The organism is Providencia sp. PROV004 (assembly GCF_011045615.1).
GTDB classification, from domain to species: Bacteria; Pseudomonadota; Gammaproteobacteria; order Enterobacterales; family Enterobacteriaceae; genus Providencia; species Providencia rettgeri.
In genome coordinates this window covers 2,105,151-2,118,002 of record NZ_CP042859.1, presented here as the reverse complement: position 1 = coordinate 2,118,002, position 12,852 = coordinate 2,105,151, and the positions used below count along the sequence as shown (strand labels likewise).

The 12,852-nt window shown below is 39.7% G+C and carries 12 protein-coding genes; 7 read left to right on the top strand and 5 right to left on the bottom strand.

The window, feature by feature from the left end; genetic code table 11:
* Positions 1-72: 72 nt before the first annotated feature.
* From phoP to FVA69_RS09280, 4 genes are all read left to right on the top strand, one after another.
* Entirely contained in the window at positions 73-747 is a 675-nt protein-coding gene (gene phoP, locus FVA69_RS09295; protein ID WP_004911754.1) for a two-component system response regulator PhoP, read from the top strand.
* Between the two features lies 1 nt (position 748).
* Positions 749-2,206 carry a two-component system sensor histidine kinase PhoQ gene (gene phoQ / locus FVA69_RS09290; protein ID WP_181937042.1) on the top strand — a complete coding sequence of 486 codons (1,458 nt, stop codon included), beginning with the start codon at positions 749-751 and terminating at the stop codon, positions 2,204-2,206.
* Between the two features lie 251 nt (positions 2,207-2,457).
* Positions 2,458-3,582: a cupin domain-containing protein gene (locus tag FVA69_RS09285; protein WP_004911758.1), complete on the top strand. Its 1,125-nt coding sequence runs from the start codon at positions 2,458-2,460 to the stop codon at positions 3,580-3,582.
* A 330-nt stretch (positions 3,583-3,912) separates the two neighbouring features.
* Positions 3,913-4,512 (top strand): LysE family translocator, encoded by a 600-nt coding sequence (locus FVA69_RS09280; protein WP_164528742.1) that lies wholly within the window; start codon positions 3,913-3,915, stop codon positions 4,510-4,512.
* A gap of 50 nt (positions 4,513-4,562) precedes the next feature.
* On the opposite strand, the gene pepT is transcribed toward FVA69_RS09280, so the two are convergent.
* Entirely contained in the window at positions 4,563-5,798 is a 1,236-nt protein-coding gene (gene pepT, locus FVA69_RS09275; RefSeq protein ID WP_004911762.1) for a peptidase T, read from the bottom strand.
* Between the two features lie 386 nt (positions 5,799-6,184).
* Between pepT and FVA69_RS09270 the strand changes: the two genes are divergently transcribed.
* A complete protein-coding gene (locus FVA69_RS09270; protein WP_110731988.1) occupies positions 6,185-6,895 on the top strand; it encodes an SDR family oxidoreductase in 711 nt (236 codons plus the stop codon).
* Between the two features lie 51 nt (positions 6,896-6,946).
* Here the strand turns inward: FVA69_RS09270 and cobB are convergent, their stop codons facing one another.
* Positions 6,947-7,780 carry a Sir2 family NAD+-dependent deacetylase gene (gene cobB / locus FVA69_RS09265; RefSeq protein WP_042851854.1) on the bottom strand — a complete coding sequence of 278 codons (834 nt, stop codon included), beginning with the start codon at positions 7,778-7,780 and terminating at the stop codon, positions 6,947-6,949.
* A 420-nt stretch (positions 7,781-8,200) separates the two neighbouring features.
* Here cobB and FVA69_RS09260 point away from each other — a divergent pair, with 420 nt between their 5' ends.
* The gene (locus FVA69_RS09260; protein ID WP_004911769.1) at positions 8,201-8,689 is read left to right on the top strand and encodes a TIGR00645 family protein; all 489 of its coding nucleotides are present in this window, start codon (positions 8,201-8,203) and stop codon (positions 8,687-8,689) included.
* 140 nt (positions 8,690-8,829) lie between these two features.
* Entirely contained in the window at positions 8,830-9,375 is a 546-nt protein-coding gene (locus tag FVA69_RS09255; RefSeq protein ID WP_109911608.1) for a class IV adenylate cyclase, read from the top strand.
* Positions 9,376-9,442: 67 nt separating this feature from the next.
* Here the strand turns inward: FVA69_RS09255 and lolE are convergent, their stop codons facing one another.
* From lolE to lolC, 3 genes are read right to left on the bottom strand one after another with little or no spacing between them, the layout of a single operon-like run.
* Complete coding sequence (gene lolE / locus FVA69_RS09250; RefSeq protein ID WP_117162358.1) at positions 9,443-10,690, bottom strand: lipoprotein-releasing ABC transporter permease subunit LolE; 1,248 nt, start codon at positions 10,688-10,690, stop codon at positions 9,443-9,445.
* The gene (gene lolD / locus FVA69_RS09245; protein ID WP_004911778.1) at positions 10,690-11,391 is read right to left on the bottom strand and encodes a lipoprotein-releasing ABC transporter ATP-binding protein LolD; all 702 of its coding nucleotides are present in this window, start codon (positions 11,389-11,391) and stop codon (positions 10,690-10,692) included. The genes lolE and lolD overlap by 1 nt, the downstream gene beginning before the upstream one ends.
* Entirely contained in the window at positions 11,384-12,586 is a 1,203-nt protein-coding gene (lolC, locus tag FVA69_RS09240; protein WP_004911780.1) for a lipoprotein-releasing ABC transporter permease subunit LolC, read from the bottom strand. The genes lolD and lolC overlap by 8 nt, the downstream gene beginning before the upstream one ends.
* Positions 12,587-12,852: the final 266 nt, after the last annotated feature.

Sequence of the window (12,852 nt, the reverse complement as noted above, 5' to 3'; positions counted from 1 at the left end):
TTTTTACCATAGCGTATCTAGTGCTACTATCTGATAAGTTGTAGCTATCTCTTTTCAATATGAGGGTTTCCGATGCGTATTCTTATTGTCGAAGACAATGCGTTACTTCGTCACCATTTAACCGTCCAGCTTAAAGAGCTTGGCCATCAGGTTGATTCAGCTGAAGACGCAAAAGAAGCTGATTACTTTTTGCACGAAAGCTGTCCAGATATCGCAGTTGTCGATTTGGGCTTACCTGATGAAGACGGGCTTTCTATGATCAAACGCTGGCGTAGCGAGCACGTCAATATTCCACTATTAGTATTAACTGCTCGGGAAAGTTGGCAAGAAAAAGTACAAGCGCTAAACAGTGGTGCTGATGACTACGTGACTAAACCTTTCCAGTTAGAAGAACTGGTCGCCCGTATGCAAGCTTTGATGCGCAGAAATAGTGGTCTTGCTTCACAAGTACTCGAATTAGGCAATTTCGTGATTGACCTATCACGCAAAGAATTTACCGTTAATGGCGAAACCGTCAAATTAACCGCTTTTGAATACACTATCATTGAAACGCTACTACGCAACAATGGGAAAGTGGTTAGCAAAGACTCGTTAATGCGCCAGCTTTACCCAGATGCTGAGCTCAGAGAAAGTCATACCATTGATGTTTTAATGGGCCGTTTACGAAAAAAAATCCAACAATTTCATAGTGATGATGTAATTGTCACAGTGCGTGGTCAAGGCTACCGTTTTGATGTGAATGGCTAACATGAAGCTACGTAAATTTAAGTTCAAACCCCTTTCGCTACGAGCACGTTTTCTCTGTGCAACATCCGCGGTGATCTTGGCACTCACCTTATCCTACGGCATCGTCGCGATTTTGGGGTATTTGATTAGTTTCGATAAAACCACTTACACCCTATTACGTAGCCAAAGTAATTTAATTTATAGCCTAGCCCAATGGCAAAACCATAAAATTGACATTCGCGTCCCCCCAAATTTCACGTTAAACAACCCGACTTTGGTCATTATTTATGATGAACAAGGGCTCGTGTTATGGCGCCAACGTGATGTACCTAGCGTTGAACGGCTGATCCGTAATGACTGGCTTAAAAAAGAAGGCTTATATGAAATTGATACAGACATTCGCGAAACTCGCCAACTTCTAGATGACAACCCCGAATTCAATACAAAATTAGATGACATGGATAACGACGATGAACCGCTTACTCACTCCGTGTCCGTCAACCAATATGCAGCTAGTGAAAACCTGCCTCCGCTCACCATTGTCGTTGTTGATACACTACCACAAGACTTACAAAATACGGGTTTAGTTTGGGAGTGGTTCGGTTATGTGTTACTAGCTAACTTAATCTTAGTTATCCCACTATTATGGTTAGCGGCCTATTGGAGCCTACGGCCAATTAAATCATTAGTATCACAACTAAGTAGCTTAGAAAAAGGTGAACGAGATACACTGGATGAGAACCCTCCGTATGAGCTTCGTGGGCTAGTACGTAATCTTAATATTTTATTAACGAATGAACGTAAGCGTTACAGCAAATACCGCACGACACTTTCTGATTTAACACACAGTTTAAAGACGCCTTTAGCCGTTTTACAGTCAACACTGCGGCTTCTTCGTTCAGGTAAGCAAATGAATATTGAGCAGGCTGAACCCATCATGCTCGAACAAATTGGCCGTATATCTCAACAGGTGGGTTATTATTTGCACCGCGCATCAACGCAAGGTGATGAAAATATGATGCTGCGCGAAATTTCATCTGTTCCATCAATATTAGACAGCCTTGCGAGTGCCCTCCATAAAGTTTACCAACACAAAGGTGTTTCTATTACGGTTAATGTTTCTCCTGAAACAACTTGGCTGGGTCAACCAAATGACTTTATGGAAGTGATGGGTAATATCATGGAAAACGCGTGTAAATATTGCCTTGAATTCGTCGAAGTTAGTGCTATTGCCGGAACTGATAGCTTAACATTGGTTGTTGATGATGATGGCCCAGGCGTGCCCGAAAGCAAACGTAGTTTGATTTTCCTTCGTGGGCAACGTGCAGACACCCTTCGTCCAGGTCAAGGTTTAGGTTTGTCCATTGCAGTGGATATTATCGACCAATACGAGGGAGATATCACAATTAGTGACAGCCCGCTTGGTGGTGCTCGTTTATCCGTCACATTTAGGCAGCAATCTATGATTGAAGATAGTTAATCTGTGATATGCGTCCACTTGTCCCCTATTTTACAAACCATTTCCGGTATACTATTTATGAAGTGTTTTATAAATAGTAATTTAGGGTAATGTACTTGGATCACTCTCAAGATAAACCTTTAATACCCGTTTCTCAGAAAGTTTATTTAACAGCATACCATTACACACATATAGGTCATTTTGCAGTATTGGAACCGGGTATATTGTAATAAACTGATTAGCAATACTTAGCAGCTCCAAGGGACAATAAGATGGATTACAAACTAAATCTCGACTGGCAGAGTTTCCTCGACAGTCACTGGCAGAAGCGCCCACTGCTTATCAAAAAAGGGTTTGCAAATTTTATTGATCCTATCTCGCCTGATGAACTTGCAGGTTTGGCGATGGAAGATGAGGTTGATAGCCGTTTGGTTAGCCATAAAGAAGGGATTTGGCAGGTTGGTCACGGACCATTTGAAAGCTATGACCACCTTGGCGAAGAGAATTGGTCTATTTTAGTTCAAGCAGTTGACCACTGGCATCATCCAAGCTCTGCATTAATGAAACCATTTCGCGTCCTTTCGGACTGGCGGATGGACGACTTAATGATTTCCTACTCAGTCCCCGGCGGTGGTGTAGGTCCTCACCTAGACCAATACGATGTGTTTATTATTCAAGGTGAAGGCCGTCGTCATTGGCGAGTGGGTGAAAAAATCCCAATGAAACAACATTGCCCGCACCCTGACTTACTACAAGTTCAACCTTTTGACGCCATCATCGACGAAGAAATGGAACCCGGCGATATTTTATATATTCCACCTGGGTTTCCACATGAAGGTTACGCCATTGAGCCTTCATTAAATTACTCAGTTGGTTTCCGTGCCCCAAATACTCGTGAGCTGCTCAGTAGTTTTGCCGATCACCTAATTTCTAATGACTTAGGCAGTTATCGTTATAGCGATCCTGATTTATCATTCCGTGATAACCCTGCTGAGATCTTGCAAGGTGAACAAATTAAACTGCGCGAAATGATGGAATCACTGATTAATGACCCTGAGCTATTTCGTAAATGGCTAGGTGAGTTTATCTCACAATCACGTCATGAATTAGACATTGCTCCACCTGAACCACCTTATGAGCAAGAAGAAATTTATGATTTACTGAAAACTCAGCAAGAAACCTTATACAAATTAAATGGTCTCAGAGCATTGCGCGTTGGCGACCAATTTTTTGTTAATGGAGAATGCTTAGAAACCGAGTGTTATGAGGCTGCTGATAGCTTATGTCGTTATGATGCCGTTAATAGCCAAATTTTAGCTGATGCCATTGATGACGTTAATTTTATCGCACTGCTTACCGCACTCGTCAATAATGGTTATTGGTATTTTGATGATTAATCAATACCTTTAATATTAAATTTGTATTTTGTGTAAGGGCTCATTAATTATGGGCCTTTTATTAAAAATAATATTCTCAGTATAATATGACAAGGCTCTCCTCCCTATTGATGAAAACCGCTAATTGCCAATTACCCCCCCTTATTAATAACTAACTTATTTATTTTTTTATATATTTTATTTCCCAATTACATACTCATATTATGATCCTTACGTGCCCGTAAGCACGCAAAGATAAAGCACATTCTTTAATTCAACCCTAAACTGTTTTTACTTCACTATTATCATTCTCACGCAGCATTAATTATCCATTTTAAAGATGATAACAATATGAACTTAGAAACACTTTTAGCTTTATCATTGTTTTCCTTTGTAACATCCATAACGCCAGGTCCAAATAATATTATGTTACTTGCTTCAGGCATTAATTTTGGATTTAGCAAGACATTACCGCATTCATTTGGGGTATCAATTGGTTTTCTTATTATGCTGTTTGCTATCGGGCTAGGAGTCGGGGCATTGATCCAATCATCCCCTATAACTTATTCAGTATTAAAATATTTTGGAATTATTTATTTGTTCTGGCTTGCATGGAAAACGACTATTAGCCATTCAGTTGCACAATCAAATAACCAGGAAATTAAGCCGCTAACTTTCTTAGAAGCAGCATTATTTCAATGGATAAACCCTAAAGCATGGATGATGGCTATTTCAGGAATGGCGATGTATACCAATATAAACGCCCCCTATTTATCAATGGTACAGGTTGCCGTTATATTTGCGGCCATCAACTGGCCATGTGTTGCTATTTGGGCGATGTTTGGCAGTAAATTAAGAGAAAAGCTAAAACAACCTAAGACATTAAAACGCTTTAATTTAGTCATGGGTGTTTTACTGGCGCTTAGTGGCGTTTCTGTATTATTTCAATAGCAAATTTACGCGTGCTTATTGTTATAAGCACGCTTGTTTATCATGAAATATCATGATTGCCTTGCGTGAATAGCCGTTAATTCCGCAATACGCATGATCACACTAACTGCCTGCTCCATACCCTCTTGTGTTATAAATTCATGTTTACTATGGAAGTTATAGCCACCTGTGAAAATATTTGGGCACGGTAAACCACGATGTGAAAGCTGCGCACCGTCAGTACCACCCCGGACGGGTTGGATAATTGGCTCAATACCACAATCAAGCATTGCTTGCTTTGCTAATTCAATAACATGTGGGTACTTCATGACCTCTTTATGCATATTATAATAGGTATCATCAAGTGTCAGTTCGATATAGCAGCTTGGATGTAACCCTTCCCCAACTTTTTCAGCAATTCGAATGATATTTTTCTTCCTAGCTTCAAAGCCCGCTAAGTCAAAATCACGAATAATATAATTCAATTCTGCCTTTTCTACTGTCCCTTTTAACGATGTTAAATGATAAAAGCCTTCATAACCTTCGGTGTTTTCAGGTGTTTCATCAGGTGGTAACATCGAATGAATACGGTTCGCTAGCCCTAATGCATTCACCATTACGCCTTTAGCTGTACCGGGATGCGTGTTATTGCCAACAATTTTAATAGAAACGTTAGCTGCATTAAAATTTTCATACTCTAACTCACCAACACCACCACCATCGACGGTATAGGCCCACAATGCATCAAATTGTTTAAAATCGATATGACGAGCCCCACGCCCTATCTCTTCATCAGGGGTAAATGCAAGACAGATTTTACCATGAGGAATGTTCTTACCCTTTAAACGTACTAGAGCTGTAATTATTTCTGCGATACCCGCTTTATCATCGGCACCGAGTAAGGTTTTGCCATCGGTCATGATGAGGGTTTTGCCAATCATTTCATGCAGCACTGGAAACATCACTGGGGATAGCACTTCATCACCTATACCTAACGCGATATCTCCCCCTCGATAATTTTCGAGTACTTGTGGACTCACATTTTTACCTGAAAAATCAGGTGCTGTGTCTAAATGTGAAATAAACCCAATAGTAGGAACATCCCAATCAACGTTTGACGGTAAATAAGCCATCACACAACCTTGATCGCTAAGCGTTATTTTTTCAAAACCTAATTCATTCAGCTCGTTAACTAATGCACGAGCAAACTTTAGCTGTCCTGCGCTGCTAGGCACTGTTTTGGCATTTAGTTTTGATTGTGTATCGAAAGCGGTATATTCAAAAAACCGCTCTAAGAGTTTGTCCATACCCTTCCCCCTAAAATATCAATGTCCATATTATGGGAAAGATCACAGATTCAATTATTGTTTCAAATCAGCTTTCCTGTTAATGCTCTCTATTTTTTGCAGGAAATCGTTAGTGAAATTTATTTTTTAGCGTAATTTTTGTAAGCTACCTATTACACTGGCAATCAATACCTATAATAAATAAGGGTAATAATCAAATTGTATTAATTAGTAGGTTATTATTTATTTGTTACCTAATTACCTCTCATTTGGTTAAATATCACTCACCCACTACACGAATCATCAATCATTAAATTGAAATAGTATGCTATATATGAAGTCTTATTATTTTATTTATTAGCTAATTAATAAACAAAACGAAATTTTACTCGTTAACAGGAAAATTCATGTCAAAAACATGTTTAATTTATGGTGTTAGTAAAGGCTTAGGTAAAGCATTGGTCGAAGGATTTCCTGAAAAAGCAGACCATATTTATGGAGTGTCTCGCTCAAAGCCTCCTTTTGAACACATTAACTTTACGTGGATCCCTGCTGATTTAAATGATATTCATAGCGCGAATGCCATTAAGCAGATTATTCAGGATCAACCTATTCATACCTTAATTTATAATGTGGGTATTTGGGAGAAACTGGCTTTTAGTGAAGAATACCAATTTGAATCGACTGATGACATTGAGCTGCTCAATATGATTCAAACCAATATCAGTGCTTGTTTATTAAATTTAAAAGCACTATTACCCAATTTACGTTTAGCGAAAAATAGCAAGATTATATTGATCGGTTCCACATGGGGCCTAGATAACCATAATGGCAAAGAAGTCGCCTTTTCCGCCACGAAATATGCCCTCAGAGGCATAGCACAGTCATTAAGAGAAACACTGCGTGAAGATAAAATAGCAATATCAGTCATAAACTTAGGTTATCTAGCAACTGAATACCCATTAACGGTTCCTGCCGACGAAGTCATTGAAAAAAGTAATGGACAGCTAATCCCATTACAAGATGTTGTCAATGCCGTACGCTTTATCACCAGTACGAGCAATGCAACCTGCGTCAAAGAGATTACGATGCCGGCCATGATGGATACAAATGTCTAACCTATAAGAGAAAACAATACGTTTCCCCTTATATTATTATGTATTGAAAGCTTATTGCGCTGTATTTTTAACCTGTAACTCTGTAATAAGCTTATTGATATATTCAACAACGACTTTGCTGGCTAAACCATAGTGTTTCTCATCAAACTCACTTTCCACTTGGCTAGGCTCTAAATTAAGTTCGACCGTATGTGCCCCATGTAATTTAGCCTCATGAACAAAACCTGCCGCAGGGTATACATGACCAGATGTCCCAATTGAAATAAAAATAGTCGCAGATTCAAGGGATTGATAAATATAATCCATTCCAATTGGCATTTCACCAAACCAAACAATGTGGGGTCTGAGCGGCTGAGGAAACTGGCAACAATGACAGCGGTCATCGGCAGATAAATCCCCTTTCCATTCCAATACTTGATTTGACCAGTTGCAGCGAACTTTTAATAGTTCACCATGCATATGGATAACTCGCTGACTTCCCGCTCTTTCATGCAAGTTGTCTATATTTTGCGTAATTAACAAAAAGCGGTCACCAAAAAGCTCTTCAAGCTGAGCAAGTGCATAGTGAGCGGCGTTAGGCTTAATATTTTCTTGCTGTAACTGCCGACGCCGTTCATTATAAAAACGTTGTACTAATTCAGGGTTACGTTCGAAACCTTCAGGTGTTGCCACATCTTCAACGCGATGCTCTTCCCATAATCCATCCGCAGAACGGAATGTTTGGATCCCAGATTCAGCTGAAATACCCGCTCCTGTTAAAACGACAATATTGACCTTTTTCATGTTATCCAATCTATTATCTATATAAAAAGACCGATTGCGAAGTCGCTGGCGGCGTATACATTTATTCTTGCGAGCTTTTTTTAACCTATAACGAAATCGCAACATCAAAGCTTCCTTTCATCCATATAACCAATAAATTTATATCATATTAAATATTAACTGCTTTTTACCATGTCATTATGACATGAATTTAGAAATGCTGATTGTGTGAAATTATTAAAATAATCAAGCTCCAAGTACTTATTTTATTGGCAGACTAACTATTTCCTTACCATAACTGATGACATTATCTAAATGTTAACATACTAAAACGCATCATCTTGCTGAATGCAAATAAAAATATCGAAGGTATCGATTTTGTCACTTTTTATTCATAAAAATGACATCTTTATTTCATAAATACGCCATAAAACTTCCACAATGATAAAACAATAAAAAAACCTTTCTTCTTCACTCGCGCTACCGCTAAAATATGCCTCGCAGATTTTACTGTGTTATTAACTCACCACTACAAGGGATTTCATGGAAAAGTTTTTTGAAAGAGCAATGTATGCTTCACGTTGGATTTTAGCGCCTATCTATTTTGGGCTTTCACTGACACTATTGGCTTTAACCATTAAGTTCTTTCAAGAGCTATACCATATTTTGCCAAATATCCTTTCAATTCCTGAAGCAGACTTAATTTTGACGCTATTATCATTGATTGATATGGCATTAGTCGGTGGTTTATTGGTGATGGTAATGTTTTCAGGTTATGAGAACTTTGTCTCCCAAATGGATATCCCTGACAGCAGTGAAAAACTAGGCTGGCTAGGTAAAATGGACGCATCATCATTAAAAAATAAAGTCGCGGCCTCCATTGTGGCAATTTCCTCTATTCACCTATTAAAAATCTTCATGGACTTAAAAAGCGTCTCAAATGACAAACTGATGTGGTATGTCATCATCCATTTAACCTTTGTATTATCTGCATTTGTGATGGGCTATCTAGATAAAATGACCAAGAAATAAACGGTAAAATTTACACTCAAAGTGCCTAATTTAAACATCTAGGCACTTATCTATTCACTAATTTCATCTTTATCTCCCTCGTCGATTTCTGCTTTGTGTTACCATCAATAGTCTAAAAGACTAGTACCAAGGAACTCTACATGAGCCAACATTTTGTCGGTAAATATGAAGCTGAAATTAAATTTCAATTATCGGATCCCGACACCTTCTTACACAAAATAAGAGCCGATTTAGCTGAGCCATTTACGGAAAATAATACAGAGACAGATTATTTCTATGAAAACCTACATTCACCGCTGGCTGACAAGGACGTCAGTATGTGCGTACGTGAAATGGTGCCATCAGGCATAAAGTTGTGGATAGTCAAAGGCCCTGGAGCTTCTGAATGCAAAGCCATTAATATTGATGACTGCAACCATGTGCAAAACATGTTAACGACATTGGGATATCATTGCTACTTAACCACAACTAAAATAAGAAGCATTTATTTTCTGAATGATATCCACATCACAATTGATCACTTGAGTGGGATCGGCTGGTTTGCTGAGTTTGCCATTATGACTGATGAGCAGGACTTACTGGATAGTTTATATCAAACGTTGATGGCGACCGCCAAACAGTATGGTTTTACAGAAGCGATGGTAGAAACTCGTAGTTATAAACAAATGTTTTTAACAGCACAGTGATTATATAAAGAGCCAATAAATTTTTGGATTTATACCCTAAAAATCATTGGCTCTCTAACCCTAATAACTATTGCCCACTGAGAATACGTGCAGGGTCTAACTTACTCGCTCGGCGAGCAGGATACCAACTGGCTAGTAAGCTTAATACAATGGTTGTAATTAAAACATAAACCACATCCATGACATGCAATTCAGAAGGTAAAAAGTCAATAAAATAGACATCACCCGATAAAATTGGATGACCAACAATAGCCTCTATAACCTTAATCATTGGTGTTAAATTTAAAGATATGACGACCCCAAGTACAGCACCAATCAGAGAACCAACCAGCCCACCCAACAAACCATACCATAAGAAAATAGCACGAATCTGCCTATCTTTTGCCCCTAAGGTGCGCAATACCGCGATATCACTACTTTTATCTTTAACCGCCATAACAAGAGTAGAAACAATATTAAAACACGCAACGCCAATCACCAATATCATAGCTAAGTACATGATACTTCTAACCATTTGGATATCATTGTACATATAACCATAATCACCTATCCAACTTTTTACAATAACATGATGCATAGTTTTCAAGCCTGCATCATAAACGACTTGATCGGCAATAAATGGGTCTGTGGCTTTGATTTCAAATCCCGTCACACCATCACCATAGTCGAGATATTCTTGTGCATCAGCGAGAGGAACGAGTGCTAGCTGGTGATCAAGCAAGCCACTAAGCTTAAAAATACCCGTCACTTGTACACGAATACGCTTAGGCTGCTGAATCTTTAAGCTGGCATCGGTATTTGGGATCATGATTGTCACCCAATCCCCAACTTTCACATTTAATGCATCAGCCACACCTTGGCCTAAAATAATCGATTGTTTGCCCGCTTCAAAATGCTGCCAAGCATCATTAAGAATGAATTGTGGTAATGCACTGACTTGTGGCTGAGTTTCTCGTGAAACCCCCATCACTTGGATTGCTTTTAAATTTGCACCACGCTCAAGTAACCCTGTAAAGTTAATGTAAGGGCTAACGCCTTCAACCCCTGGCGTTTTCCGGATAACTTGTTCAGCAAACTCCAAATCCTTATAGGGTGGTTTAACAGCATAAATTTGCCCATGGGGAACAACAGATAACACACGGTTATTTAATTCGCGTTCAAAGCCATTCATCGCGCTCAAACCAATAATTAACACCGCAACCCCAAGAACAATACCCAACGTTGAAACTATCGAAACTAACGAAACCATCCCTGTTCGGCGGCGACCACGGCTGAAACGCAGCGCTGTGAGTAGTGAAAGAGGCAACTTAGACATTACCGCGCCCCCAAGGTAATATCCTGCTGCAAATGCCCATCACGCATTTCCAATTGGCGAGATAACCGGCGAGCCAGTGTCATATCATGGGTGACCACTAAAAATGCAGTCCGCTGTGTTCGGTTTAATTCCCCCAACAATTCAAAAATGGCATCTGCATTACGTAAATCAAGGTTACCTGTAGGCTCATCCGCTAAAACCAGTGCAGGCTCATTCACTAACGCCCTTGCAATAGCAACACGCTGGCGCTCCCCTCCTGATAATTCAGAAGGACGATGCCCCGCCCGATGCGCTAGTCCAACTGCTTCTAGCATTTCAGTGGCTTTCGAAAATGCAGTTTCTTTCGCAATACCACCAATTAATAAAGGCATCGCCACATTTTCAAGGGCGGTAAAATCCGGTAAAAGGTGATGAAATTGATAAATAAAACCTAAATCTTTATTACGAATAGCAGCTCGCTCATCTGAAGATAATTGATTAATATGCTGGCCACGAAAGATAACATTCCCTTCTGAAGGAGTATCTAACCCACCCAGTAAATGTAATAAGGTACTTTTACCCGAACCAGAACTTCCCACGATGGCCATCATTTCCCCCAGCCCCATGGAAAAACTGACATTTTTCAACACTTGCGTCGACAATGTCCCTTCCTGATATGTTTTACTTAAATTTTCACAGACCAGAAGTGGTTGTTTATTCATAACGTAACGCCTCAGCAGGTTGAACCGCTGCTGCACGCCAAGAAGGATAAAGCGTTGCCAGCAGAGAAATCAGCATTGCACTAAGTGCAATAATTAAAATACCAGAGTAATCAAGCACAATCGGTAAAGAGACACCTTTTGGTAATAAACCAATCAGCGGCATAATGACATTCAGTTGGCTAGAAAGTATCGTACCTAATATTGTGCCAATGAGTGAACCAATCACCCCCGCTCCAGCGCCTTGGATCATAAAAATCATTAAAATTCGCCAACGTTTGAGGCCAAGGGTTTTTAAAATAGCGACTTCACCTTGTTTTTCCATCACTAACAATGATAGTGAAGTAATAATGTTGAATGCCGCCACCGCAATAATTAAACTGAGCAATAAGCCCATCATATTTTTTTCCATGCGAACGGCTTGGAAAAACTCCCCTTTACGCTCTCGCCAATCTTTCCATACTAAGCCATTCGGCAACGCTTGCTGACTTAGAACATCAACCTTTAGGGGCTCATCCAAATATAAACGCCACCCAGTAATATGCCCTGTAGGATAACGTAACATGCGTGCGGCATCTTGTTGTGCTACGACAAGTTCACTTGTATCCGCTTCCCCATTTGTTTGGAAAATACCCGCCACAGTAAATAGGCGCTGGCTAGGAATGCGCCCCATTGGTGTTAGTTGACTCACCCCAGGTATAATTAAGCGAACTTCATCACCACGTTTTACCCCGAGCGTTTCTGCAAGTTTATTCCCCAGAAAAACATTATAACTGCCTTCTTTAAGGTCACTGCGTTGCCCAACAACCAGTTTATCCAATAACAGAGAAGGTTCTTCAGGTTCAATCCCCCCCATGACGCCAACGCCAACATTGGTTCGGCTTTGTAATACCACGTCAGATTGCACAATAGGTGCGATATGGCTGACACCGTTTAAATGTTGTAGACCAGTTATTGGATACTTTGCTGGGTCTATATTTCCAGAGGCAGATGTTAAAATTGCCTGCGGCATATAAGCAAGTATGCTATCTTGTAAAGATCGCTCGAACCCATTCATCACTGAAGTGACGGTTATCAATGCCGCCACCCCCAGTGTGATACCAATAGCAGATAAACTGGAAACGAAACGCCCAAATTTATCCGCAGCACGCCCACGTAAATAACGTAGGCCTATAAATAATGAGACAGATTGGTGCATGAAATCTATGATGCCCCTGTTGCCAAAGCGAAGTGTTCAGCGATAATAAAGGGTACGATTGATGAATGGAACCACTCGATGGTTTTTTTTCTGTTTTGAATGCCTTTTTGTCTGACTTTCAGACGAATTACGAGTTAAAACTGATTGTTTTGTTACGAATTTTGTAGTTTAACTATCCATTAATTAACTTAACTATTTTTCGTACAAAAATTGGCTATATTTGTGCTAACTCTTGTTTAACTGCTTACTAACCGCTGTGAGATACC